Raw genomic sequence first — 25,201 nt, forward strand, 5'->3', positions numbered from 1 at the left:
GATAAAGTGATGGGTGGTTTCAGTTATAAAGATATTTACATTGAAGATGGAAGAAGGATACTGGAAGTGAACATACTTCCAGAAAAGCATTGTAACTTTGACTGCATATTTTGTCCTATTGGAAGGTCGCAAAATAAGGTGGATACCCAGAAGTCATTTGATGAAATGGATAGTTCATTAAAAGAGTTAGAAAGTATGATAGAAAATACTGAAGCGGAATTAATTTTTATTAACTCAAAAGGAGAAGCCTTTGTTAATGATAAAATTGGTGATATTATTGACTTAATCAAAGACAAAGGCTTACCTGTAAGGCTGTTTTCTAATGGATATTTGCTAGGTAAAGATGAATATATAGAAATAGCCAATAGGTGTGATGAAGTTATTGGAGAGATAAAAACAATAACTGAAGAAGATTTTCAAAAAATCCAAAGGCCAACTGATGGGTATACAATAGAAGAATACATTTCAAACATGGTTTCCTTTAATAAACAATACAAGGGGAAATTTATATTTGAAATTACTATCATTAAGGGCTATAACGATGATGAAAAATCCATTCAGAAGTTAAAAAATATTATTAAGGAAATAGCTCCTGACAAGATAATTATTGCAAGAATGGACGATGAAAGATTTGAAGATATTTCAAAGGAGTTACTAAATATTTAGTAATGCTGATATATAATATTCTTATTACTACAATATATCTGCCGGTGAATGTATAATAGATATAAAGAGCTAATTAGTCTAAATTGTTTATTGCGTAATAGTATAAACTAACAAAATTCTACCGCCCCACTATACCTAAGGGGGTACTTCTTTATGAAAAGTCAATATTAATGCGTATTAGTATCATCTTTCTATCGAAACACAGGCTGTATGTGGAAACATAAACTAAAGACATATAATTACCTTGAGGGATCTAACTTTTATTTTGCAATTATTATACCTAAAATCTTATTTCATTTAGTTAACTAATTGCATAAAAATGATATAGAAGATCGTATAGTATTATATTGTATGATATGATAAGTGGGATAATGATAACCTTTATGGTATAAATATTGAAATTGCTCATGACAATTAAATGGCAATAGGAACTTATCCCTATTGCCATCATAATCATCTGTTATGCCTATAATCACTAATAGAAATTGTACATTTGATACGATACGGTTCGCCTCCACCATAAAATCCACGATTATTTGTATGCGGCTTGAATAGCTACTTACAGGTAGTCGTGGTTTTTTATTGTCACGGGTAGTGCGGCAATCAAACCCACAAAAATCTAAAAATCTACAATTTGGATTTTGTGGGTTATTTTAATTTATAGATAGAAGAAGTAGTGTAGGAAATAATAATAAAACTTATATTTCGCATGTATATTATTACTAATTTTTCGGTTTTGTTTCGCTATAAAAGTATTTTTATAACTGTATATTGAGAAATACTTATGTAATGTATACTTTTTATTGCATGGGAAGCATTGAGCATATATCGAGTGAATAAAAAATGCATTTGTGTTATAATAAAATGTAAAATTAATATGTGAATGAATATACATTTTATTATATTTAAATAAGAAAGTGATTTATTTTAATAATAAGTTTTAGAGGTTATTATGAGTAAGATAACAATTAACAATATTGCAGAGATAGCAGGAGTTGCTAAAAGTACTGTTTCAAGATATTTGAATGGCGGAAAAGTTAGCGAGGAAACAAAAGCAAAATTAAAGAAAGTAATAGAGGAAAACAATTATCAACCCAATGCGTTTGCACAAAGTTTAAAAGCAAAAAGGACAAAATTTATTGGTGTTGTTGCACCGTGTTTAGATTCAATGGTAACATCTAGGGTATTAATGGCAATTGATGATAGATTAAGAGAAAAAGAATATAATTCATTAATATTAAATACTAGTCTAAAAAAAGAGCTGGAAATTGAAAAATTAGAAAATTTGGTTAGACTGAAAGTTGATGGAATTATATTAGTAGCTACTGAAATAACAAAGAAGCATAAGGATATAATAAAGCGATTAAATATTCCAATTTTAATTGTGGGACAGCACTGTGAAAATGCAAATTCGATAATTAATGATGACTATAATGCTGGGTCTAAAATTGGAGAATATATTGCGCTTCATAATCATAAAAAAATATTGTACATGGGAGTAACTGAATCGGATATAGCTGTTGGAGTACAACGAAAAAAAGGGGTTTTAGATAAATTAAAAGAAAATGGGGTAATTGAAATTAGAGAGGCAATTACAGAATTCAGTGCGGATAGTTCGGAAAAAATAGCAGTTGATATATTAAAAGAATATAATCCAACAGCTATAATTTGCGCAACTGATAAAATTGCACTAGGAGCGTGCAGAGCAATTGTTAAATTGGGTAAAAAAGTTAAAGATGACATATCTGTAGTAGGTTTTGGCGGATACGATATGTGCAATATAGGAAGTATGGAGCTTACTACTATTAGATTTAATAATGATGAAGTTGGAAAAATATCGGCTGATACCATTATTAAAATGACAGAAGGGGAACCAGTTCCTATAATGCAAGTCATAGGATTTCGTTTTTTAGAAGGAAATAGTGTGAAAAGTATATAGAATAAACAAAGATTAAGTACTGTAATATAGTGGGCGCACATGACATTACAGTACTTATTTTTATTTTTGAAAATGAAAATGTTTTCTAAAAGACTTGTGTTATGAAAAATGATGTGCTATGATAATGTTATCAAGTGGGAACCGGTTCTACTGAAAAGGATAGGAGGAGTAATAATGAAAAATATTGAAAAGTATAAAAGCATTTCAGAGGAATTACTGGGTAATATTGGAGGGAGAGACAATATACAAGGTGTAGCTCATTGTGCTACCAGACTTAGAATTGTATTAGAGGATAATGATAAAGCAAATATTAAAGAGATTGAAAGGATTGATTTAGTAAAAGGTGTTTTTATAGCAGGGGATCAATTACAGATAATTTTTGGTGCAGGAACAGTAAATGATGTTTATGATGTATTTGCAGAAACTAGTGGAACAAAAAAGATGTCTTTAGGTGATGCAAAAGCTACTAGTGCAAAAAAACAAAACATGTTTCAAAGGTCAATAAAATCTTTATCAGATGTTTTTGTAGATATTATTCCTGGATTATTAGCTGCAGCATTATTAATGGGGATAACATCATTGTTAAGTCAAAAGGGCATATTTGGAGGACAATCAGTAATTGAAGTGTATCCAACATTAGCAGGATTTAATAGATTTATTCAAATTTCATCTACAGGTATATTTACTATATTACCATTATTGGTTGCATATTCATCAACTAAGAGATATGGTGGCTCTCCAGTATTAGGGCTAGTTATAGGTGCAATAATGATACATCCAGATCTTGCAAATGCATATGCTGCTGCAAATGGATCAGCTAAACCAGAAGTAATTAATTTATTTGGTCTTAATGTACAATTAGTTGGATTTCAAGGTGGTATTATAATTGCCTTAATGATAGGCTTTGTTACAGCACAATTAGACAAGTTCTTTAATAAAAAAATTCCTGATATGATTAAATTATTCTGTGCTCCAATATTAACAGTAATAATATCAACATTCTTGTTATTTACAATAATAGGGCCACTTGGTCGTGGATTAGCTTATTTAGTTACATCATCATTACTATGGTCAGCCAATAATTTAGGTATATTTGGATATATGTTATTTGCAGGAATTCAACAAATCATAGTAATAACAGGATTGCACCATGTTATAGGAGCAGTTGAGGCACAGTTAATAGCAGATACTGGAAGAAACTTCATTATGCCGTTAATGTCAGTAGCATTAATAGGTCAAGGTGGAGCAGTATTAGGATTCTTAGCTTTAAATTGGAAAGATAATAAAGCAAAGCAAATTTGTATTTCGGCTTTTGGATCTATACTTTTTGGAATATCAGAACCAGCAATTTTCGGTGTGACTTTAAAAAATAAATTTCCTTTAATAGCAGGTTGTTTAGGAGGGGCTTTAGGAGGTGCAGTTGTGTATCTTACTAAAATTGCAGCAGTAGGCTTTGGAGCAACAGCTATACCTGGACTTACTATAGTTGCAGCTGAAAATAATGGACATGTAAATTATATAATAGCACATATAGTTGCATTAGTTTCAGGTTGTATATTTACTATTGTATACGGAAAATTAAAAAAGTAATTAATTAAAATTGGTAAAGGAAAAAGGTATAAACATGTATAAAGATCCTAAATATAAAACAATATTTGAAGCAACAGAAAAAGAATTAGAAATTTTAAAAAGTAAATCTGTTAATGATCCTTGGAAACCTATATATCATATACATCCAGAATGTGGTTTGTTAAATGATCCTAATGGACTAGCGTATTATAATGGAAAATATCATGTGTTTCATCAATGGTATCCATTTGGTGTTATACATGGAATGAAACATTGGGCACATTTAGAATCAACTGATTTGGCAAATTGGACAAGGCAATCAGTGGCGCTTGTCCCTATAGAATCATATGAATCTCATGGAGCATATTCAGGTAATTCTATTAAAGTAGGAGAAGATTTATACCTATATTATACTGGTAACATAAAATATGATGAAGAAAGAAGAAGCGCAACCCAATGTTTAGCTATTATGAATAAGCATGGAGAAATTAAGAAATATGAAAAAAATCCTGTGATTTCTCATATACCAGATGGATATACAGGACATGTGCGGGATCCAAAGGTATTTAAAAAGAATGGTATCTATTATATGATACTTGGAGCACAACGAGTAAATAGAACAGGAACATTTATTATGTATAAATCAAATGATGGTTTCGATTGGAATTTACTTGGAGAATTAAAAATGTTAAATTTCGATGATGAAGAGACTTATATGTGGGAATGCCCTGATTATGTAAATATTGATGGAAAAGATGTAATGATATTTTCTCCGCAAGGATTAAAGCCAGAAGGAGATAGATATAACAATATTTTTAATGTTGTGTATACAATTGGAACGTTAGATATAGGAAATTTAACATTTAGCGTGGAAAGTTGCCAAGAGTTAGATAGAGGATTTGATTTTTATGCAACTCAAAGTTTTAGTGATAAAAATGAGGGGAAAATTATGTTTGCATGGGCTGGTCAAGGAGAATTTAAATACCCTACCGACAAAAATATGTGGGCACATTGTTTAACATTCCCTAGAAGATTAAATTTAAAAAATGGAATTTTAATTCAAAATCCAAGCAGTGCACTTGAGTTATTAAAAGAAAAAACAACTCTTGATAAAGGTGCTTTTGAAGGCAAAAAAGTGATTAAAAGTGGAAATAATACCTACCATCTTAAAGCGATATTAAATATTGAAAAAGCAAATAAATTTGGATTTAATTTATTTTCATCAAATGAAGAAAAATTAATTATTGAATTTGATAAAGAAAATCAAAAGGTTAAATTAGATAGGAGTCAACTAAATAATAAATTTGCTGAAGACTATGGAATGATAAGACAAGCTGAGTGCAATTTTAAAGATACAATAGAATTGGAAATTTTGGTGGATAATAGTATTGTTGAAATATTTATAAATGGGGGGGAAGTAGTTATGACAACAAGAGCTTTTCCATTAGATAATTCCACTAATATAGAATTGTTTGGTGATTATGAAATTAAATATGAGTGCAGTAAAAGTACACTAAAGGCTTCTATAAAATAAAAGATAAAATAGGATATTACTAAATAAAATTTTAGATGCAAAGTAATTAAGTAAATATATTAAAATTAACAGATAATTTATAGAAATCTTATAATTAGTTTAAAAGTAGTATAGTTAAAAATTTGTTTGGTGGATTTCAGAAGTCACGCTTCGCCTCCACCATAAAATCCACGACCATTTGTATGCGGCTTAAATAGCTGATTACAGGTGGTCGTGTTTATTTGTTTTTACGGGGTAGCACTACAATAAAAAATACTAAAATTTAAAGCTTAGATTTTTATGGGTATGTTATTTTATAGAAACAATTTGTTGATTTGCTCTAAAAAATTTTCCATATCCTTTAATTCTTTCCCAATATCAATTTTGACTTGTTTTTTAAAGTGTTCTTATTAACTTTCGAAAATGGAGAGGTAAGATTGTTTGATATGAGCCCATATTTAGAAAAAGTTATATTTAGATTTAACGTATCAAAACATAATTTAAAGATAGGTTAGGTAAGCTCGAAATAAAGAAGAAAATAGAATAAACATTGAATTTGCTATGTTTAATATTTTTTCTACTTGGGATATAATATTAGGGTATAAGAGGTTTTGTTAGATGGAGGATGAAAAATGAAAAAATTATTTATACGGAAAATTTCTGCTGTTTTTATACTTTTACTTATGTTCATAAGTTTATTTGGATGTACAGCAACAAATAAAGCTGCTGTAAATAAGCAGCAGGATAACCCTGTGGAAACTACAAAATCAGAAGATAAAAAAATGGATTCTGGCCAAAATGGAGATTCAAAAAATAAAATAATAATTAATGATTTTCAAGGCGTTGCAGATTATATACATAAAAATGGAACTTTGCCTGAAAATTTTATAACAAAAGCACAAGCTGATAAACTTGGATGGAAGCCGGGAGACGATCTTAGCAAAGTAGCACCAGGTAAAAGCATAGGAGGAGATATTTTTAAGAATGCTGAAAAATCTCTCCCAGATGCTGCTAACAGAATTTGGTATGAGTGCGATATTAACTATAATGGAGGACATCGCGGAGATGATAGGATTCTTTATTCAAATGATGGATTAATTTACTCTACCTCAGATCATTACAAAACATTTAAAGTTTTGTATAAAGGAAAATAGTTTTTTATTTAAAAGGATGTGAATAGTTTGAATAAAGTAGTAATACAAGGCAGTAAGCTTACTGATAAAAATATTTTACACCAAATTTTAAAACAGGAATTAAAACTTCCTGCTCATTACGGTGAAAACTTAGATGCACTTTGGGATTGTCTAACTGCTGATATTCAATTGCCAGTTATAATTGAATGGGTTGATTTTCAAAAAAGTAAGGACTTATTAGGTGATTATGCTGAAAATACCTTGGAAATTTTTAATGAAGCTGAAAAATTTACTGGAGGAAAACTTAATATAATAATTAATAATTAATAATTAATAAAGAAACATTAATGTTTAATTTTAAAGGGTATGTGGTTCTTATAAAATAAAATTTCAAAATATTATTTATTAAAATTGCTCCTTTTATTTTATTGTGATAAAATTATCGCGTACCTTTATAACAATTTATTAAAAATATTTTTGCAAGTACGATTATTTTAATATATACTATCTTAAAATATACCAAGGAGTGTAAGCATGGAAGAAAACTTAAGCTTAGAAAATTTAAGTGCAGAAGAAATATGGCAAAATTTATATAACAAAGAATTAAATTGTAAGAAGAACATTTTAGAATATATAGATATTGCAAGGATACTAAAAAAGGGTGAAGCTGACCCAGAAAAGATTCAAGATACTTATAATTTTATCTATGATAATATTGAGAAGATGTCAGATAAAGTTAAACCGAACACTATTATGTATCTTCAGAATGAATTAAAAAATCAGTTTGGCAAATATGTAGTTGAAAAGGAGCCTAAAGAAGAGAGTGCCTTTATAAAATTCTTTAGGGAGGCATACCCTGCAAAAGATAGAAGAAAAGATTTTACTTGGGTTATAATGAATATTAATAATATAGTAGAAGAACAAATTTGGACTACATTAATTCACATTAACAGAGAATATATATGTAAAAGAATTAGATTAGAAGCTGAAGAAAAAGAAGCTATAATTAAAATGATAGAAAAGGTAATTGAAAAAAATAATAAAAAATATATTAACCAAATAAAAAGTTTGGATAAATTATTAAATAATTTAAATATTAAAATAGTAAATGACAAGGATAAATTCAAGGTTAAAATATTATAATTATGTAAAAAGAATTTTAATAATGCAAAAGAACATTGTTAAGATTCTTTTTTATTCTTTAGGAACTGTCCATGAATCGTAAAGAAGCAGAAGATAGTATAATGAGGTTAGATAATGTCGAGATAGCAAATGAAATACTAAAAGATAATGATAATGAAGAACGTGAGATACCTTTAGCGGAAGGAGTAATTACCATGAAGTATAGTGATGCAAGAAAAGTTTATAAAAATAAGTGGATACTATTTGAAGCTATTTATGCGTATTCAGAAGCAGGAAAAAGAATTGTAACTGATTTGGCAGTAATTAAAAGTTATGATAAAGGAAGCGAAGCATTAAAGGATTATGCAATTTATCATAAAGAAAACAAGCAAAAAGAATATTATGTGTATAATACAACACATGAAACTTTAGAGATAGAGGAAAGAGCTTGGATAGGAGTAAGAATAAATGGTTGATTTAGAATTTAAATATGGATTGCCATTTTGTAAGATAGAAATAATTCATAATAATAGAATACTTATATTAAATAATGTTCTTATAGATACAGGTTCTGGAGGCACATTATTAAAAATGGATAGGGTAGAAGAAATTAATATAACTATAGATATGAATGATTCAATTGAAACTATACATGGTGTAGGTGGAAGTGAGTTTGTATATAAGAAAATAATTGATGAAGCTAAGCTTGGTAATTTATGCAATAGAGATGTAAAAGTAGAAATAGGAATCATGGATTAAGGATTGGATATTGATAGAATAATCGGAATAGATTTTTTAAAGCAAGTTGGTGCAATTATTGATTTAGAGAAAATGAAAGTATATAGGAGAAGTGATGACGAAAAATAAATATGTTTGCCGATACTCCTCACGTTGAGACAGTTGTTAGGATAGTAAAGAAATAGCTTGGTATCAAAGGTTTAGCGGGTTTTCTTAATATTTACAAGTGTGTTTTATGTTCCCTCAAACTTCAGATTTGAGGGATTTTTGCTTATATGGGGGACAATAAATACGCAGAACTAGGGATTATAGGTTTTGCGTATTTGTTTATAGATGAATAGGCAAAAAATTAGGCTCTGTTAAAGAATAATGTTGAGAATAATATATAATTTTGTAAAAACACTTGACTTAGACATAACTCTAGGTGATAACATTAGTAAATAACACATAAAAGTTCATATTCAAGTAGTTAATAAAAATGTAAATGAAACAAAGAAAAGATGAGGAGGCTAAGATATGGCAAAGAAAGTTTTTATCACAGGAGCGAACAAAGGGATTGGTAAACAAATAGCACATGAAATGGGAAAAAACGGGTGGACTGTGTTAATAGGATCACGAGATGAAAAACGCGGACTTGAAGCGGTTAATGAACTTCTTAGTGAAGGCATTAAAGCAGCTTATATAAATATTGATTTGCAGAATCAAGAAACTATTATAGAAGCTGTAAACACAATTAAATCACAGCATTCTGATCTTGACATATTAATCAATAATGCAGCTATTCCAGGTGACATGAGAAAACCAGGCTATGAATTTACGTTGGATGAATTGAGAAGTGTCATGGAAACAAATGTATTTGGGCCATTCGAACTCATTCGACAGTTATTACCTACACTTGAGAAAAATGGCGGGCGCATTGTGAATATCACAATTCCTATCGGCATGACACCTTACTTTAATCCATTTTCCTATAAATCGAGCAAGGCGGCACTAAATGCCATGACACAAACCCTCGGTTTGAATTTCCAACAAGCTGGAAAATCACTTGAGATTTTTGGTATCATGCCCGGTGGAACAACAACTGATTTAAATGGCAACGCGACAGGACCACACATGAAGACAGCGCAGGAAGCTGGTAAGTTAATAACAGACATAATCCTTGATGGCAAAAATCATAATGGCGAGGTTATAAATTATAACGGTGCTGTTGCTGATTACAACTGCGGATTATTTTAAGAAATTAAACAATACGCTCATATCGGAGTAGCAAATCTGATATGAGCTTGTTTTACAATCTATGAAGTTTCTTTTTTAAATAAAGACATTTTTAATGAATTATCAAATTATGAACTAGAGAATCCACAAAATATTTCAATTGAAGAAGAAGATATGACTGATCTAATATAGAAAATAAAAAATAAAGGATGATTGCGTATATTTATCAAAGGAAATAAAATACAGATATATAGTTGAACACTTTTTGGAGGTTACCAAAGATGGCAATAAACCCACCAATTATATTTTAATCTTGGCTCATTCTTATTTCTCAATGATTTTTGAGGTATCTGATTGCATCTACTAGGTGGTATAATTTTCTTATCAAAATACGGGAAGTGATCAATGCAAACCGTCATATGATATATCGCGAAAGGCCGCGGTCATCCGAGCCTCAGATTAAAATGGGAGGAGAATATCGATGGGATTAAAAGATATAAAACTTTGGGAAAAAAATGTTCCTGATGCCGACTTAACTTCTACTATTGGGGACTTGAATAACGAAGGGTTACCTACTCTGACCCCTTATTTATTAAAAGGGGAGAAACTCCGCCCTGCAATTATTGTTTGCCCGGGTGGATCATTTCAATTTAGAGCGTCTAATGAAGGAAAACCAATTGCAAAATGGCTAAATCAAATAGGAATAAATGCTTTTGTTTTAAATTATCGGGTTGCTCCTTTTACTCCATTTACGTCAACCAAAGATGCAGTACGAGCGGTTAGGTATATTCGGTATCATGCCTAGAATTTAATATTGATCCGGAACGGATCGGCATGATAGGATTTTCAGCTGGTGGTTATCTCACCGCTTTTGTAGGAACTCGTTTTGATAACGGAATTATAGAACCGGATAGTCGAAATGCGCAAATTATGGCGATGCTTTTGGGAGAACCAGATTTTAACGATCCGATTGATCAAACGAGTTCTAAACTTAATGCGATCATTTTATGTTATGCTGAGACATCCCCCTTTTCTAAGGAAAAATTGCCGCCAGATTCTCTATTAACAAAAGATATTACAGTGGATGAATTTATAGACTTTACTTCAAATCATAAACATGTTACAGCGAAAACACCACCGACTTTTCTATGGATTACAGCGACCGATCACTGGAATTTTCAGCGCCAAAACTTACTTTTTGCTCAAGCTCTAAATGAGCTAAATCTACCATTTGATTTACATATATTCTCCAAAGGTCCCCATGGTTTAGGATTAGGTGAGGATGAACCTACGGTAGCAATCTGGCCAAAACTTTGTGAAAATTGGCTTCAAGGATTATAATATAGAGTTTTTTCAAAATATTATTGCAATATCAGTATCAATTGCTGGTAAGTTGTCTGCATTATATTAAAATAACCAATAAAAGCTTGAAATTAGGCTTTCATTGGTTATTTTAGTTTATTTATCTCTTACTAATATGCGAAGAAGAAGATTGAAATTTAATAAATACAAACAAGTATCTGGTTGTAAATTCTTATAGTATTTCTAGCACTTCAACTTTATACTTTTCCCCTGGCGCATCAACTTCAACTATATCACCAGCTTTTTTTCCTAATAATGCTTTCCCTAAATCTGATTCTATACTTATCAGCATGTTTTCAAGATCTAGATCCATAGTAGTTACAAGGGTAATGATATCTTCATCATCATCTTCAATAAATTTTATTCTTGCTTTACTATTAAGTCCGAGTGTTGACTTATCTACACTCGTATCATCTATTACTGTTGCTGTTGAAATCATAGTTAATAAGTATTGTATTCTATTATCATTTTCTCTATAGTTTCTACAAGCCTCTTTATATTCAGCGTTTTCAGATCTATCTCCATGAGCTGCAGCTATTAATTTTTCTTTTGCAATTTCAGCTCTCTTTACAGTCATTCTATAGTCTAATTCTTCTCTTAATTTTCTTATATTTTCTTCTGTTAGTTTATTATTCATAATAACTTAACCTCTCCCTACAAAATATTCTAGTAATATTATATAATAAATAGAAAAAAATAAAAGTTAATTTGATTAACAGTAAAAAAATACTATGGGAAAATTTTTCTTTAAATATGCTTTACATATGTTAAAATAATCTGTAAGAACTGTGAATAAGTAAGGGAGTGAAATTAATGCCCATATTTAAATTGACAAAAGAAATTGCTTTTCCAAGCCCGGAACTTTCTGAGGAAGATGGACTTTTAGCTATTGGGGGAGACTTATCCATAGAAAGGTTACTCTTAGCTTATTGTCATGGTATATTTCCGTGGTATAATGAGGGGGAACCAATTTTGTGGTGGTGTCCTAAACCTAGATTTATACTTAAGCCTAAGGAAATTAAAATTTCTAAATCAATGAAAAAAATAATCAAAAAAGGTGAGTTTAAAGTAACCTTTAATAATGATTTTGAAGGAGTAATTGGTAATTGTAAATTTTTAAGGGAAGTTAATGAAGAAGGTACCTGGATTACAAGTGAAATGAAAAATGCATATATAAATCTTTTTAATAATGGTTATGCCATGAGTGTTGAAACCTACTTAAGTGATGAATTAGTTGGCGGGCTATATGGCGTAAAAATAGGAAAATGCTTTTTCGGAGAAAGTATGTTTTCAAAGGTAAGCAACGCTTCTAAAATAGCCCTAATAAAACTTGCCGAGAAACTTAGAAATGAAGATTTTATATTTATTGATTGTCAAATGCATACAAAGCATTTAGAAAGCATGGGCGGAAAGTTTGCGGAATGGACTGAATTTAAGGCTTTGCTTAGAAAAGGTATAAATTTAGAAGAAGATTAAAATTATATAACATTAAATAAAAATAAGGTGTGTTGAAAAGATGGAAGATTTAAAGAAAGCAATTGATGAAATAATAAGAGAAGACATAATAAAAATAGTAATTAGTAATAAAATTAATAAGGATGTTGAATATAATAAGATAGTATTTGAATTAAAAGAAAAAAATAATAAACAATATTATCAAATAGAAAAATTCACAGATAAACAAGTATTTCATGAAAATATAGATAAGAATATTTTAGGTGATAAAATTTTAGAGTATATATCAAGTGATTATAAGCAGCTATCAGCTTGGTCAAACTCTAATAATTTAGATATAAAAATATCTAAAAAAGGCAAACTTTTATTTAGTAAGAAAAAAGCTGATAATGTTAAGCTTGTGAATAAGTCTCACAACAAAGAAAAAAATTATATTCTTAAAGAAGGAATGATTATTGAGCCACTTATTGATTTGGGAGTATTTACAAAAGAAGGGAAAGTAGTTAATTCAAAATATGATAAATATAAGCAAATAAATAGATTTGTAGAGATTATCGATGATGAGATAAAAAATAATAATTTTAACGAACTTACTATTTTAGATTTTGGATGTGGTAAATCCTATTTAACCTTTGTATTATATTATTACTTTGTTGAAATAAAAAAAATAAATGTAAAAATGATTGGTTTAGACCTTAAAGCTGATGTTATAAAAAAATGTAATGATATAGCTAAACGATATAATTATGAAAATCTACATTTTGAACTTGGAGATATTAATGGATTTAAATATAACAATAAAGTTGATATGGTAATTACACTTCATGCTTGTGATACTGCTACTGATTATGCATTATATAATGCAGTGAGGTGGAATACAAAAATGATATTCTCTGTTCCGTGCTGCCAGCATGAATTTAATTCTCAGATAAAGACAGATTCATTGTCTATTTTAACAAAGTATGGAATAGTACAAGAGAGAGTTGCAGCGCTTATGACTGATAGTGTTAGAGCTAATTTATTAGAAAGTGTAGGGTATAAGACTCAGCTTTTAGAATTTATAGATATAGCACATTCACCTAAGAATATATTAATTAGAGCTTCTAAAACCAATATATCAAGGGATAAAAAAGAAAAAGCCTTATTAGAAGTTAAGAATTTAATGGAGCAATTTAATCTTAATCCAACGTTATTTAATTTACTTAAAGATGATAAGTTAATTTAAGAATTATTGTAAATCCACGACAGTAAATTGACACTGTCGTGGATTAGCTATTTATTGCATTTTCTTTTTAAATGCAGTATGAGGAGAAGGATTATCTTCTCCAAAAGGGCTTTGTTCATGAGCCTTTTCTTTTAGATTTTTGTCATAACGACGAGATGCTGGATCGGATACAGTATTATCTGAATTAGAATATTTTTTATTTGTCATAGTAATGCCTCCTTATTGAAAATAATTTATTTTCTTATAATAGCTTATCCATATTTAAGATAAATATTATTTACTTATGATGCATATTATGTTTTCTATTGTCATTTTCATGTAGATTAAATTATTGAATATGCTAGATAAGTATGTAATAATAACAATTGTATTAGGAATAAATTGAAATATTTTTTCTCATTTAATGAAAGGAGGAAAATATAAATTGAAGAGAATTAACATATTAAATGAAGACACTGCAAATAAAATTGCAGCAGGAGAAGTCGTTGAAAGACCTGCTTCTGTAGTTAAGGAATTAGTTGAGAATTCCATAGATGCAAATTCTAAAAATATAACAATTGAAATAGAAGAAGGCGGAATTTCTCTTATTAGGATTATAGATGATGGAGATGGCATTTATAAAGATGACATTGCAAAGGCATTTCTTCCTCATGCTACAAGTAAAATAAAGGAATCGGAAGATATATATAATATACATACTTTAGGTTTTAGAGGTGAAGCACTTCCATCAATTGCTTCTGTTGGCAAAGTAAATTTAAAATCTAAACAGGAAAATGAGGAATTTGGTTATGAGATAAATGTAGAAGGCGGAAGGTCAAGTGAAATTACTGAGTGTGGTGTGAATAAGGGAACTATAATTGAAGTTCAAGATTTATTTTTTAATGTACCTGCAAGAAAGAAGTTTCTAAAATCTGTCTCTAAAGAAAGCTCTTTAATAAATGATATTATAACTAGATTAGCCTTAGCTAATCCTAAAATTAGTTTTAAATTATATAATAATCATAAAAAAATTCTGCACACCTTTGGTAATGGTGATTTGAAAGATGTGATAAGAACTATATATGGTAAGTCTATAACGGATAACATACTCTATTTTAGTGAAACATCTGACTTAATAACAGTGTATGGATATATTGGAACCGAAGAAATTGCAAGAGGTTCTAGAAATAATCAAAGCATTTTTGTAAACAAAAGATATATAAAAAACAGGGCCTTAGCAATAGCTGTTGAACAAGCATTTAAATCATTTTCTACAGTTAATAAGTTTCCTTTCTTTATATTATTTATAGAAGTTTACCCAGAACATGTAGATGTTAATATTCATCCAACTAAAGCTGAAGTTAAATTTAACGATGAGAGAACTATATTTAAAAAGATTTTTGGAGCAGTTCATACTGCATTGAAAAACGAGGTTTTTGAGACTTTTTCCATTAAAGAGGAGAAAGATTCAAAAAGTGCTTCAATTCCTTCTTTTGAAGAAATCACTTTTAAGATAAAGGAAGAAGAAGAAAAAGTCAAACTCGCTAGCTCTGCTGCTAAGACTCTAATAGATCAAGGAGTGGATCTTAAAGCCAATAGTAATTTTTATAGTTATGAGAAAACTGATGATATGTCGTATTCATCAATTAAAGAAGATGATTCTGGTCCATTATCAGGCACTACAGATGAATCTAATAAAACTATTGTAGATATTCCCATAGATCTTAAATCAAGTACAATTAGTGAAGAGAATATCGATTTTGATAACGAAGGTATAGAAGATGCTGACAATGATTTAGAAAACACAAATACTATTAATATTAAAGAACCAACACCGAAGTTTCCTCCAATAACTATAATTGGGCAATACAATAAAACGTATATATTAGGTGAACATGAGGGAACTTTATATATGATTGATCAACATGCAGCCCATGAAAAAATAATATTTGAAAAATACTTAAAAGAAATTGAAAATGGAACAATTATTATTCAGCCTTTAATGGTTCCAAGTATTATTGATTTAAGCATTGATGATTATTCATATTTTGAAGAAAACAAGGAAGTATTTAAAGAAGCAGGCTTTTTGTTAGAGGAATTCGGTGGTAACTCCTTATCCTTAAAAGAAGTTCCTTATTTTTTAGGAAAGCTGAATCCTAAAAGCTTATTTCTTGATATATTAGATAACCTTAAGAATTTAGGTAATGGAAAAACAAGTGAAGTAAAACATAATGCTATTGCTAGCAAAGCCTGTAAAGCAGCAATTAAAGGGAATGATAAACTAGAAATAAATGAAATGGTTAAATTAATTGAAGATTTAAGATTTATTGATGATCCATTTCACTGTCCACATGGAAGACCAGTGATAGTTAAATTTACAAGTATGGACATAGATAAGAAATTTAGGAGAATTATATAATGAAACAAAAGTTATTAGTAATTGGTGGACCTACCGCAGTAGGGAAGACTGATATTTCAATAAGACTTGCTCAGAAATTAAATGGAGAAATTATCTCGGCAGATTCAATGCAAATTTATAAATACATGGATATTGGTTCTGCAAAAGTAACAAAGGATGAGATGAAAGGGATTAAGCATTATTTAATTGATGTCATAGAGCCAGATGTGCCATTTTCTGTTGCAGATTTTAAAGAATATGGTGAAAGGGCATTAAGTGAAATTACAACTCATAATAAACTACCTATTATATCTGGAGGCACAGGACTTTATATTAATTCATTAACCTGTAATATGACTTTTACTGAAGCTGAAAAAGATGAACAATATAGAAATGAATTAGAGAATTTAGCAATTGAAAAAGGTAATGATTATATACATGAAATGCTTAAAGAAATAGATCCTATAAGCTTTGCAGAAATTCATCCTAATAACCGGAAGAGAGTCATTAGAGCATTAGAAGTTTATAAGCTTACAAATAAACCATTTAGTTCATATAATGCTGGAGATGATTTCTACAATAGTGATTATGACATATATTATTATGTCTTAACAATGGATAGACAAAAATTATATGAAAGAATTAATAATAGAGTTGATATTATGTTAGAAAAGGGTCTTATTGATGAGTGCATAAGGCTTAAGGAAATGGGGTATAATTCAGATATTCAGTCTATGCAAGGTATTGGATATAAAGAAATATTATATTATCTAGAAGGTAAAATTTCTTTGAATGAAGCTATTGATATGATAAAACAAGGTTCAAGAAATTATGCTAAGAGACAATTAACATGGTTTAGGAGAGATAAACGTTGTATTTTTTTAGATAAAGATATAATGAATGAAGATGAAATTTTAGAGAAAGTAATTAATGACATTAGATGAATCTAGCGTTATAATAAAAATAATAAGGCATATGAAAGAAGATCACAAGTCCAAATATGCCGTGGCTATTTTTCATCAGACAAGGAAGCAGATTGACTTCATAGTGAGGGCTATTAGGTCAATCTGCTGACACAGTATGATGGAAAATAGGCAGGCGGATTGACTTGTTATTTTCTTGATAATGCCTAGAGTTAATGTCACTTATGGAGGTGTTATATTTTGGTCAATAAAGCACAAAATAATTTGCAGGATATTTTTTTAAATAATGCAAGGAAAAATAAAATACAATTAATTATACACTTGTTAAATGGTTTTCAATTAAAAGGTATTGTAAAGGGCTTTGATAATTTTACGGTTATTTTAGATTGCGATAATAAGCAAATGCTTATTTATAAGCATTCAATATCAACTATAACGCCAGCTAAACCAATTTTATTTGCAGAGAATGAATATGATAGTTAGTAAATAGGCATTAACACTGCCTATTTCTTTTTGAGTTGTGTAATTTTGTATTTTATTATAATCTGTTAATTATTAACAATTAACTAAAATATATACTTTGGAGGATGGGACTTAGATATGCTTAAAAAGACAGAAGAATTATTAATGAGTAATTACAATATAAGCGAAAGGACATTTGAGATTTATAGACAGGCTTTAAATGATATTGCAGCTCAATTTGAAAAATATGATGAAATCAGAGAATATAATCAACTTAAGGTATTACAGGCCTTTCAGTTAGAAAAAATAAGTGATTCTCATTTTACTAATACTACCGGTTATGGACTTGATGATATAGGACGAGATGCTTTAGATAGAGTATATGCTAATATTTTCAAGACTGAAGCTGGACTTGTAAGACCGCATTTTGTAAGTGGTACTCATGCTATTGGATGCGCCATTGCAGGTAATGTACGACCTGGAGACAAAATACTTTGTGTTTCCGGACTTCCTTATGATACTTTACTTGGAGTTTTGGGATTATCTAAAAAGAAGAATCCGGGTTCTTTAGATGAGTATGGAATTAAAACAGAAATAGTCGACTTAGATACTGAAGGAAAATTTCAATTTGATAAAATAAAGGAAGCATTGAAGTCAGATTCAAGTATAAAGCTTATACATATTCAAAGAAGTACAGGTTACGCTTCTAGAAAATCATTTTTAGTTTCAGAAATTGCAGAAGTTATTAAACATATTAGAGAGGTTCGAAAAGATGTATTAATATTCGTTGATAATTGCTATGGAGAATTTATTGAAACAACAGAACCAACTGAATTTGGAGCTGATATTATGGCAGGGTCTTTAATGAAGAACATTGGAGGCGGAATTTCTCTTGGCGGCGGATACATAGTTGGAAAAAAGGAATATGTAGATGCAGCTGCTAATAGATATACAGTTCCTGGAGTAGGAGGGGAATACGGAGCTACTTATGGACTCATGAGAAGCTTATTTCAAGGATTATTCTCAGCTCCACATGTGGCTATTGAGGCTGTCAAAACTGCTATTTTTTGCGCCCGTGTAATGGAAATAGCAGGTTTTAAAGTTTTCCCTCCATCAAGTGATAAGAGAACTGATATAATTCAAGCAATTGAATTTGGAGATCCAAAAAAGTTAGTTAATTTCTGTAGTGGAATTCAAGCTGGATCACCTATCGATGCATTTGCTGTTTGTGAACCATGGGCAATGCCTGGTTATGATAGCGAAATTGTTATGGCAGCTGGTGCTTTTATTTCAGGATCTACTATCGAATTATCTGCTGATGGCCCTGTAAGAGAACCATACATAGCTTATATTCAAGGTGGTTTAAATTTTGATCATGGGAAAATAGGTGTTCTTATTGGCTTAAGTAAAGTTTTAGAAGTAGAATAAAGAAAAGTAAAAAAAGACTATTAAATTATCGGGTTTAACATAACCACTGTGATAATTTAATAGTCTTTTTATTAGTCAAAATAATATTTATATAAATATGCTGTTCTATTTAACTTGCTAAAAAGATCTAAAGATACCAACAAGCTTGCCTAAGACTTTACAGTCATCTACTATAATAGGGTCCATTGTATCATTTTCTGGTTGAAGTCTTATATGGTCTTTTTCTTTATAAAATCTTTTAATTGTTGCACTATCGTCAATTAATGCAACTACAATATCTCCATTATTTGCAGTTTGGGCAGTTTCAATAATAGCTAAATCGTTATCCATAATTCCTGCGTTAATCATGCTTTTGCCAGAAACTCTAAGCATAAAAAGTTCTTTATCATGCTTTATAAAATCTAAAGGTAATGAAAATGTATCTTCAATATTTTCGGTAGCCAGCATTGGAAGCCCGGCAGTAATTTTACCTACAATTGGAATATTAATCATTTCTTTTTTAGGCATTGATAATTCAGCTATTTCTAAAGCTCTTGGTTTAGATGGATCTCTTTTTATCATGCCCTTTTTTTCTAATCTTTTTAAATGGCCATGAACAGTTGAAGTTGACCTTAATGATACAGCTTCGCAAATTTCTCTTACTGAAGGTGGATAGCCTTTACTTTCTGTATAACTCTTTAAAAATTCGTAAATCTCTGATTGCTTATCTTTTTCATCTGACATTACAAACACCTCTCTATTCTTGTAATATTATAGCACATAATAAACTTTATAGCAAACTAACGTTCTAAAACTAGATTTAAGTTACAACATATATTTAAAGTGTATTCACATATCGAATAAAAAATAGTATTATATTCTTTGGTGTATTTAGGTAATTTTATTTAAATAGATTTAATAGATACACAAAAGTTTATGATTTGATTTTGCTAATTACTGTATGATAAGCCAAAATAAAAAACAGAAAAGGGGATAAGTATGTTTGATATAAAAGTATTTGAAGGTATGAGCATAGAAGATAAGCTAGAAAATATGCTAATTATGCTTGAAGGGCTGGTAGAAGGGGAAGAGGATTATCCAATTACAAAGTTATGCAATGCAACGGCTTTAATAAATGCTCTTATAGGAAGAATAAATTGGTGTGGATTTTATTTGCTAAAAAATGATTTTCTTGTACTAGGTCCTTTTCAAGGTATGCCTGCTTGTACAAAAATTGAAATAGGGAAGGGTGTGTGCGGAACAGCTGCTTTTAGAAAGGAAACTTTAATAGTAAATGATGTGCATAAATTCGAAGGGCATATTGCTTGTGATGCTGTATCAAATTCAGAAATTGTAGTACCTATTATTAAAGATAATAATTTAATAGGCGTTTTAGACTTGGATAGTGATGAATTTAATCGATTTACAAATATTGAAAAAGATTATTTAGAAAAGGCTGTAGTTGTATTAAATAAATATATAGACTGGGGAAAAATAATTTAATAATAGATATAAATCTCAAAGAGCAAATTATATTATTAAAATTTGATTTGAATATTTATTTTTGGTATAATTATAGTTCTATAATAGAAGAATGAGGTGTTACAGATGGCATATAAATATTCTGATGATGATTATTGTGATATTTACGAAAATAAAATTTGTGATAATTGTGGTAAATGTCTAGAGATTAATGGTATTGATACTAAGGCAATAAAAATCGAAGATATTGCAAAAACTCAAGAAGAAAATGAATTAATAGAAGAAGAATTTTTAAACGATCTAAAAGCTTCATTAACAGAAGATGAGCTTAATGAGATAATTGAGGATAAACTTGACTTAAAAGATATTTATAAAAAATTTGGAGATAAAATAAATAATATTGATAATTCAGATTTTGAAGGTGATTATGAAGATGCGTTCGATCATATAGCATATTTAGACGAAGTTGATTTAAATGATGATTTGAGCCTTGATGAAGCTACTGAAGAATTATATCCTGGAGTTAGAAGGTTAAGGAAAAAATAGAATACATGAATAGATTTTCGTTTTGCTTCACATAATAATCATGAAATATATTTCAACAGAAAGGATGATTTGTGATGAAGCGAAAATCAACTATAGCACTTATTTTAGCTGCGATTGTTATATTAGCCATTTCCTTAATTGGATGTGGTTCAAGAACTGGAACTAGAAATAACTCTGTACACATTCCTGATAATGGTGGTAACACAAGAGGAAATATGTATAATGGAATTGTTGGAGACGGAACAGGGCAAAATAGCACTGGTAATACAACAGGCGGAACAACAAATAATAATGCAAATACCAATGCTGGTGATGTGAATAATACCAATAGCGATACTAACACTAACAACGGCGCTAATAACAATAATATTTCCGACGCAACTAGAGACAGAATAAAAGCAACAGCTGATTCTATAAGATACTCTGCTTCAAATTTTACAAACGACATTAAAAATGCTGGTTATAATGTAACTGAGTCAGCTAATACTAAAAAGAATTATTTTAAAGGAAATGAAACAGATTATTTATTAGGTGGAGATGTAGTTAGGTTATACGAATATAATTCTCCAGCAGAGCTAGAAGGGGATATGAATAGAATTTCACCAAACGGTTTAACTATAAATGGAACAGATGCTAATTATACTAGAAGGCCTTATTATTATAGAAAAGGTAATACACTAATAGTATATGAAGGCAATGAACCGGCATATATAGACGAGTTTAGAAATATGTATGGAAATACGCTAAAATAACTTATTATATAAAAGGCTATCAGTTTATATTTTACTGATAGCCTTTTGTTTTGTGCTTGTACATTTTTTATTAATAATATGTGAGTGGGCTAGCTGTATATCTGAATGTATTTAAAAAACGAAATACATTTATAGTTCGGAAAGGGGATTTGATTTCACGGCGTCTCTTAAAGTATCATCGTCTACATGCGTGTAAATTTGAGTTGTAGATATATTTGTATGGCCTAATATGCTCTGTAAACTTCTAATATCAACATTGCCATACTTATACATAAGAGTTGCTGCAGTATGTCTTAATTTGTGTGGAGTATATTTATCATCAGTTAAACCTGCGTTAGTAATATGTTTTTTTATCATTATTTCAACGGTACGTTTATTTATCGGAACATTTCTTGATGATAAAAACAAAGATTTTTTATTGTCTAAAGTAGCCTTTGAATCATCTCTAACTTTTAAATAGTTATCTAAAGCTTTAAGACAAGCTTTATTTAAGTATACAGTTCTTTCTTTGTTGCCTTTACCTATAATAGTAAGTGTATCATCTCTAATTTTATCTATTTGAACGCTGCAAAGTTCTGAAAGTCTCATGCCACAATTTAAAAAGAATGTTAAAATGCAGTAATCTCTTGCATAATTTTTATCTTCCTTATCTAGAGATTCTAATAGATGAATACTTTGGTTTAAAGTAAGATATACAGGATGACGCTTGTTGATTTTTGGTGATTCTAATTCTAAAGCAGGGTTATCAGTTATGATTTTTGCTTTGCCAAAAAGAAATTTAAAAAATGATTTTAAAGTTGCTACTTTTCTAGCTCTAGCATAAGAACTGTTATCCCTGTATTTTTCCGTAAATGAAAGAAAGGCATATAAATCTCTGAGTTTAATATTTTTTAAAAATTCTGAATCGATGCCAGAAATATCTATATCTTCAAATTCAACCGAATCAGAGTTTACCTTGCCTTTATAAATCATCATGAATCTAAAGAATATTGTTAAATCTATCCTGTATCCATCAATGGTGTTTATTGATGTACTCTTAATAGTTTCTAAGTAATTCAAGAAATCAACTAAACTTTCTGGAAGATTATTATTTTGAAGGACTTGAATATCATATTTCATAAATTTCACCTTAATTATTTCATATTTTAAAATGAATGTGATAGCTTGTCTAAACTGAATAAATCAGCAAATCACTAAAACTTTATCTTAATTTAAAAATATTATACCAAATTTCATAAATTAATGCAATTATTTCGCTAAATGTATATTTAGCGAAATAATTATTGTGTATTTCTTTGAAAAGCTAAATATTTTATGATTATATTTTTAATGAATCTTCCTTATTTGTTATCTCAAACCCTCTAGAAATTTTTATTTTTGTTTGATTTAAACAAACAATCATTACCGACGCTGATTTGGTTTACTAAATTTAGAAATGATATTTTGAGAAAATGTCGAAAGTTTTGTTATTTGTTTTTAAGAATTTTAAAATGTATTTTGTTTATTTTATAAACATATTTATGCTAAATTAAGCTTATTTAATTATGAATAAATTATTGCTTTTGCATTAATAAACATTTTTATCGATAATTTTTATCATTATCTTATTTAAGATTAGACATTCTTTTATATATTTTTTACACTTCGATTCTGACAAAAAATTAAATTCGAACACAAATTAGTTTTATAAAAACCACTTTTGATAAAAACTTGAATTTATAATTAAAAAACTCAGTTTTACTATATAATCAAGATGAAATTATAAAAAATCATTATCAAAGATAATATTGCGAATTCAATTTTATGATATAATTTAGACAGTGCATTAAATGTAAATATTTAATATTCACTTTATATTTGAGGAGGAAATTTATAGATATGATCCAAGGAAAAACTAACGCTATGAGAATGTTAGATAGCAACCAAATTACATATTCGACTCATAGTTACGAAAACAAAGATGGAAAAATAGATGGTGTTGCAGTAGCAAATAAAATAGAAAAAGATGTTGATCAAGTATTTAAAACCTTAGTGACTCAAGGTCACTCTAAAGAATTTTATGTTTTTGTAATTCCTGTAGCTGAAGAATTAGATATGAAGAAAGCAAGTAAAATAGCTGGAGAAAAGAATATAGAAATGATTCACGTTAAAGATATAAATAAAATTACTGGGTATATTAGAGGTGGGTGTTCCCCACTTGGTATGAAAAAAGTATTTAAGACTTTTGTACAAGAAGATGCTTTATTATTTGATACAATTGTATTTAGCGGCGGAAAAATTGGAGCTCAAATCGAGATGGATCCAAATGATCTTCCTAAAGTTATAGAATGCGCTTTTGTTGATATAATCAAGTAGGAATATATCTTGGTTGCACTCATTCAATAAACAAATGAACATATGTTCAATGAGGGCGGAAACAGCATTTTCTTATTTTTTTGAATTCCTATTACACATTAATTTTAGGAGGCAGTTATTCATGTTAACAAAAAATTCTCAATTTATACGAAGTCTATCTTTAAATAGAAATAATATAAACTCTTTTGATGATTATCCTTTTAATTTACCTGCAATTCAAAATCTATCAACTTTAGATTTTCATCCAAGAGTTACATTTATAATTGGAGAAAACGGAACAGGAAAGTCTACTATTTTAGAAGCTATTGCAGTTGCATATGGTTTTAATCCTGAAGGTGGTACTAAAAATTTTAATTTCTCTACAAGAAATACGCATTCACAATTAAATGAGTATATTAGGTTAGTTAAAGGCGTTTATTCTCCAAAAGATGGTTTCTTTTTTAGATCTGAAAGTTTTTATAATTTAGCTAGCAGCGTAGATGATTTGGCTAAATCTGCTCCTGGAGGAGAATCATTTATGCAAAGTTATGGCGGAAATTCCCTTCATAAGCAATCTCATGGAGAGTCGTTCTTTTCTGTCTTTATAAATCGGTTTACTAAAAACAGTATTTATATCTTAGATGAACCTGAAGCTGCACTTTCACCCTCGAGACAAATTGCTATGATTAGAAGGATACATGAATTAGTACAAAGTAATTGTCAATTTATTATAGCGACCCACTCTCCTATTATTATGGCTTATCCTGATGCACTAATATATGAAATAAATAATTGCGGCATAATAGAAAAAGAATATGACGATACCGAGCATTACCAAGTTATGAGAACATTTTTTGATAATCCTAAAAGAATTATTGATATGATTACAGACGATGTACGATAAATAAAAAGTCTGTATAACTTTTAAGTTTTAGGTTCAATACTCTCTCCTACTTAAAAATTTATACAGACTATTTTAAA

27 protein-coding genes are annotated in these 25,201 nt (G+C 29.3%); 23 read left to right on the forward strand and 4 right to left on the reverse strand.

Annotation, left to right across the window (positions count from 1 at the left end):
* Positions 1 to 9 precede the first annotated feature (9 nt).
* From COL3_RS09915 to COL3_RS29290, 12 genes are all read left to right on the forward strand, one after another.
* Entirely contained in the window at positions 10 to 666 is a 657-nt protein-coding gene (locus COL3_RS09915) for a radical SAM protein (protein WP_008424382.1), read from the forward strand.
* A 952-nt stretch (positions 667 to 1,618) separates the two neighbouring features.
* Positions 1,619 to 2,605 carry a LacI family DNA-binding transcriptional regulator gene (locus COL3_RS09920; protein WP_008424384.1) on the forward strand — a complete coding sequence of 329 codons (987 nt, stop codon included), beginning with the start codon at positions 1,619 to 1,621 and terminating at the stop codon, positions 2,603 to 2,605.
* A gap of 174 nt (positions 2,606 to 2,779) precedes the next feature.
* Positions 2,780 to 4,195 (forward strand): PTS transporter subunit EIIC, encoded by a 1,416-nt coding sequence (locus COL3_RS09925; RefSeq protein WP_008424385.1) that lies wholly within the window; start codon positions 2,780 to 2,782, stop codon positions 4,193 to 4,195.
* A gap of 10 nt (positions 4,196 to 4,205) precedes the next feature.
* Complete coding sequence (locus COL3_RS09930; protein ID WP_242982121.1) at positions 4,206 to 5,708, forward strand: sucrose-6-phosphate hydrolase; 1,503 nt, start codon at positions 4,206 to 4,208, stop codon at positions 5,706 to 5,708.
* Between the two features lie 611 nt (positions 5,709 to 6,319).
* A complete protein-coding gene (locus COL3_RS09935) occupies positions 6,320 to 6,841 on the forward strand; it encodes a ribonuclease domain-containing protein (protein ID WP_008424390.1) in 522 nt (173 codons plus the stop codon).
* 27 nt (positions 6,842 to 6,868) lie between these two features.
* Positions 6,869 to 7,147, forward strand: coding sequence for a barstar family protein (locus tag COL3_RS09940; protein WP_008424392.1), 279 nt, complete (start codon positions 6,869 to 6,871; stop codon positions 7,145 to 7,147).
* 207 nt (positions 7,148 to 7,354) lie between these two features.
* Positions 7,355 to 7,963 carry a hypothetical protein gene (locus tag COL3_RS09945; RefSeq protein WP_008424393.1) on the forward strand — a complete coding sequence of 203 codons (609 nt, stop codon included), beginning with the start codon at positions 7,355 to 7,357 and terminating at the stop codon, positions 7,961 to 7,963.
* A 71-nt stretch (positions 7,964 to 8,034) separates the two neighbouring features.
* Entirely contained in the window at positions 8,035 to 8,418 is a 384-nt protein-coding gene (locus COL3_RS09950) for a hypothetical protein (RefSeq protein ID WP_008424395.1), read from the forward strand.
* Positions 8,411 to 8,701 (forward strand): retropepsin-like aspartic protease, encoded by a 291-nt coding sequence (locus COL3_RS09955; protein WP_008424397.1) that lies wholly within the window; start codon positions 8,411 to 8,413, stop codon positions 8,699 to 8,701. The genes COL3_RS09950 and COL3_RS09955 overlap by 8 nt, the downstream gene beginning before the upstream one ends.
* A gap of 495 nt (positions 8,702 to 9,196) precedes the next feature.
* Complete coding sequence (locus COL3_RS09960) at positions 9,197 to 9,916, forward strand: SDR family NAD(P)-dependent oxidoreductase (RefSeq protein WP_008424399.1); 720 nt, start codon at positions 9,197 to 9,199, stop codon at positions 9,914 to 9,916.
* A gap of 460 nt (positions 9,917 to 10,376) precedes the next feature.
* Entirely contained in the window at positions 10,377 to 10,700 is a 324-nt protein-coding gene (locus tag COL3_RS29285) for a hypothetical protein (RefSeq protein WP_008424402.1), read from the forward strand.
* A 29-nt stretch (positions 10,701 to 10,729) separates the two neighbouring features.
* Positions 10,730 to 11,236: a hypothetical protein gene (locus tag COL3_RS29290; protein ID WP_008424403.1), complete on the forward strand. Its 507-nt coding sequence runs from the start codon at positions 10,730 to 10,732 to the stop codon at positions 11,234 to 11,236.
* Positions 11,237 to 11,429: 193 nt separating this feature from the next.
* On the opposite strand, the gene greA is transcribed toward COL3_RS29290, so the two are convergent.
* On the reverse strand, positions 11,430 to 11,894 hold the full coding sequence (greA, locus tag COL3_RS09970) for a transcription elongation factor GreA (protein WP_008424405.1): 465 nt from the start codon (positions 11,892 to 11,894) through the stop codon (positions 11,430 to 11,432).
* A gap of 176 nt (positions 11,895 to 12,070) precedes the next feature.
* Between greA and aat the strand changes: the two genes are divergently transcribed.
* Positions 12,071 to 12,733, forward strand: a complete 663-nt coding sequence (gene aat / locus COL3_RS09975; RefSeq protein ID WP_008424407.1) for a leucyl/phenylalanyl-tRNA--protein transferase — start codon at positions 12,071 to 12,073, stop codon at positions 12,731 to 12,733.
* A 40-nt stretch (positions 12,734 to 12,773) separates the two neighbouring features.
* Entirely contained in the window at positions 12,774 to 13,937 is a 1,164-nt protein-coding gene (locus tag COL3_RS09980) for an SAM-dependent methyltransferase (RefSeq protein WP_008424409.1), read from the forward strand.
* Between the two features lie 51 nt (positions 13,938 to 13,988).
* Here COL3_RS09980 and COL3_RS28675 read toward each other — a convergent pair whose 3' ends face one another.
* The gene (locus COL3_RS28675; RefSeq protein ID WP_008424410.1) at positions 13,989 to 14,144 is read right to left on the reverse strand and encodes a hypothetical protein; all 156 of its coding nucleotides are present in this window, start codon (positions 14,142 to 14,144) and stop codon (positions 13,989 to 13,991) included.
* A gap of 217 nt (positions 14,145 to 14,361) precedes the next feature.
* Between COL3_RS28675 and mutL the strand changes: the two genes are divergently transcribed.
* The 4 genes from mutL (at position 14,362) to COL3_RS10000 (ending at position 19,127) form a co-directional block, all read left to right on the forward strand.
* Complete coding sequence (gene mutL, locus COL3_RS09985) at positions 14,362 to 16,335, forward strand: DNA mismatch repair endonuclease MutL (RefSeq protein ID WP_008424411.1); 1,974 nt, start codon at positions 14,362 to 14,364, stop codon at positions 16,333 to 16,335.
* Positions 16,335 to 17,258 carry a tRNA (adenosine(37)-N6)-dimethylallyltransferase MiaA gene (gene miaA / locus COL3_RS09990; protein ID WP_008424412.1) on the forward strand — a complete coding sequence of 308 codons (924 nt, stop codon included), beginning with the start codon at positions 16,335 to 16,337 and terminating at the stop codon, positions 17,256 to 17,258. Before mutL ends, miaA begins: the two co-directional genes overlap by 1 nt.
* Before the next feature lie 219 nt (positions 17,259 to 17,477).
* Positions 17,478 to 17,720 carry an RNA chaperone Hfq gene (gene hfq / locus COL3_RS09995; RefSeq protein WP_008424413.1) on the forward strand — a complete coding sequence of 81 codons (243 nt, stop codon included), beginning with the start codon at positions 17,478 to 17,480 and terminating at the stop codon, positions 17,718 to 17,720.
* A gap of 117 nt (positions 17,721 to 17,837) precedes the next feature.
* Positions 17,838 to 19,127: a methionine gamma-lyase family protein gene (locus COL3_RS10000; RefSeq protein WP_008424414.1), complete on the forward strand. Its 1,290-nt coding sequence runs from the start codon at positions 17,838 to 17,840 to the stop codon at positions 19,125 to 19,127.
* A gap of 117 nt (positions 19,128 to 19,244) precedes the next feature.
* Here the strand turns inward: COL3_RS10000 and lexA are convergent, their stop codons facing one another.
* A complete protein-coding gene (lexA, locus tag COL3_RS10005) occupies positions 19,245 to 19,850 on the reverse strand; it encodes a transcriptional repressor LexA (RefSeq protein WP_008424416.1) in 606 nt (201 codons plus the stop codon).
* Between the two features lie 255 nt (positions 19,851 to 20,105).
* Between lexA and COL3_RS10010 the strand changes: the two genes are divergently transcribed.
* The 3 genes from COL3_RS10010 (at position 20,106) to COL3_RS10020 (ending at position 21,886) form a co-directional block, all read left to right on the forward strand.
* Positions 20,106 to 20,609: a GAF domain-containing protein gene (locus COL3_RS10010; RefSeq protein ID WP_008424417.1), complete on the forward strand. Its 504-nt coding sequence runs from the start codon at positions 20,106 to 20,108 to the stop codon at positions 20,607 to 20,609.
* 105 nt (positions 20,610 to 20,714) lie between these two features.
* Complete coding sequence (locus COL3_RS10015; RefSeq protein WP_008424419.1) at positions 20,715 to 21,134, forward strand: hypothetical protein; 420 nt, start codon at positions 20,715 to 20,717, stop codon at positions 21,132 to 21,134.
* Positions 21,135 to 21,208: 74 nt separating this feature from the next.
* Positions 21,209 to 21,886, forward strand: a complete 678-nt coding sequence (locus COL3_RS10020; protein WP_008424421.1) for a hypothetical protein — start codon at positions 21,209 to 21,211, stop codon at positions 21,884 to 21,886.
* A 129-nt stretch (positions 21,887 to 22,015) separates the two neighbouring features.
* Here the strand turns inward: COL3_RS10020 and COL3_RS10025 are convergent, their stop codons facing one another.
* Positions 22,016 to 23,005 carry a tyrosine recombinase XerC gene (locus COL3_RS10025; protein WP_008424423.1) on the reverse strand — a complete coding sequence of 330 codons (990 nt, stop codon included), beginning with the start codon at positions 23,003 to 23,005 and terminating at the stop codon, positions 22,016 to 22,018.
* A 759-nt stretch (positions 23,006 to 23,764) separates the two neighbouring features.
* Between COL3_RS10025 and ybaK the strand changes: the two genes are divergently transcribed.
* Together ybaK and COL3_RS10035 are read left to right on the forward strand one after the other, a co-directional pair.
* Positions 23,765 to 24,241 (forward strand): Cys-tRNA(Pro) deacylase, encoded by a 477-nt coding sequence (ybaK, locus tag COL3_RS10030; protein ID WP_008424425.1) that lies wholly within the window; start codon positions 23,765 to 23,767, stop codon positions 24,239 to 24,241.
* Between the two features lie 121 nt (positions 24,242 to 24,362).
* On the forward strand, positions 24,363 to 25,124 hold the full coding sequence (locus tag COL3_RS10035; protein ID WP_008424426.1) for an AAA family ATPase: 762 nt from the start codon (positions 24,363 to 24,365) through the stop codon (positions 25,122 to 25,124).
* Positions 25,125 to 25,201: the final 77 nt, after the last annotated feature.

Origin of the sequence: Clostridium sp. LS (assembly GCF_002760435.1) — a bacterium.
Classification (GTDB): domain Bacteria; phylum Bacillota; class Clostridia; order Clostridiales; family Clostridiaceae; genus Clostridium.

Coding starts and splice junctions, on each gene's coding strand:
- COL3_RS09915 (WP_008424382.1), top strand. CDS start 10: ATGGGTGGTTTCAGTTATAAAGATATTTACATTGAAGATGGAAGAAGG.
- COL3_RS09920 (WP_008424384.1), top strand. CDS start 1,619: ATGAGTAAGATAACAATTAACAATATTGCAGAGATAGCAGGAGTTGCT.
- COL3_RS09925 (WP_008424385.1), top strand. CDS start 2,780: ATGAAAAATATTGAAAAGTATAAAAGCATTTCAGAGGAATTACTGGGT.
- COL3_RS09935 (WP_008424390.1), top strand. CDS start 6,320: ATGAAAAAATTATTTATACGGAAAATTTCTGCTGTTTTTATACTTTTA.
- COL3_RS09945 (WP_008424393.1), top strand. CDS start 7,355: ATGGAAGAAAACTTAAGCTTAGAAAATTTAAGTGCAGAAGAAATATGG.
- COL3_RS09950 (WP_008424395.1), top strand. CDS start 8,035: ATGAATCGTAAAGAAGCAGAAGATAGTATAATGAGGTTAGATAATGTC.
- COL3_RS09955 (WP_008424397.1), top strand. CDS start 8,411: ATGGTTGATTTAGAATTTAAATATGGATTGCCATTTTGTAAGATAGAA.
- COL3_RS09960 (WP_008424399.1), top strand. CDS start 9,197: ATGGCAAAGAAAGTTTTTATCACAGGAGCGAACAAAGGGATTGGTAAA.
- COL3_RS29285 (WP_008424402.1), top strand. CDS start 10,377: ATGGGATTAAAAGATATAAAACTTTGGGAAAAAAATGTTCCTGATGCC.
- COL3_RS29290 (WP_008424403.1), top strand. CDS start 10,730: ATGATAGGATTTTCAGCTGGTGGTTATCTCACCGCTTTTGTAGGAACT.
- greA (WP_008424405.1), bottom strand. CDS start 11,894: ATGAATAATAAACTAACAGAAGAAAATATAAGAAAATTAAGAGAAGAA.
- aat (WP_008424407.1), top strand. CDS start 12,071: ATGCCCATATTTAAATTGACAAAAGAAATTGCTTTTCCAAGCCCGGAA.
- COL3_RS09980 (WP_008424409.1), top strand. CDS start 12,774: ATGGAAGATTTAAAGAAAGCAATTGATGAAATAATAAGAGAAGACATA.
- COL3_RS28675 (WP_008424410.1), bottom strand. CDS start 14,144: ATGACAAATAAAAAATATTCTAATTCAGATAATACTGTATCCGATCCA.
- miaA (WP_008424412.1), top strand. CDS start 16,335: ATGAAACAAAAGTTATTAGTAATTGGTGGACCTACCGCAGTAGGGAAG.
- COL3_RS10000 (WP_008424414.1), top strand. CDS start 17,838: ATGCTTAAAAAGACAGAAGAATTATTAATGAGTAATTACAATATAAGC.
- lexA (WP_008424416.1), bottom strand. CDS start 19,850: ATGTCAGATGAAAAAGATAAGCAATCAGAGATTTACGAATTTTTAAAG.
- COL3_RS10010 (WP_008424417.1), top strand. CDS start 20,106: ATGTTTGATATAAAAGTATTTGAAGGTATGAGCATAGAAGATAAGCTA.
- COL3_RS10015 (WP_008424419.1), top strand. CDS start 20,715: ATGGCATATAAATATTCTGATGATGATTATTGTGATATTTACGAAAAT.
- COL3_RS10020 (WP_008424421.1), top strand. CDS start 21,209: ATGAAGCGAAAATCAACTATAGCACTTATTTTAGCTGCGATTGTTATA.
- COL3_RS10025 (WP_008424423.1), bottom strand. CDS start 23,005: ATGAAATATGATATTCAAGTCCTTCAAAATAATAATCTTCCAGAAAGT.
- ybaK (WP_008424425.1), top strand. CDS start 23,765: ATGATCCAAGGAAAAACTAACGCTATGAGAATGTTAGATAGCAACCAA.
- COL3_RS10035 (WP_008424426.1), top strand. CDS start 24,363: ATGTTAACAAAAAATTCTCAATTTATACGAAGTCTATCTTTAAATAGA.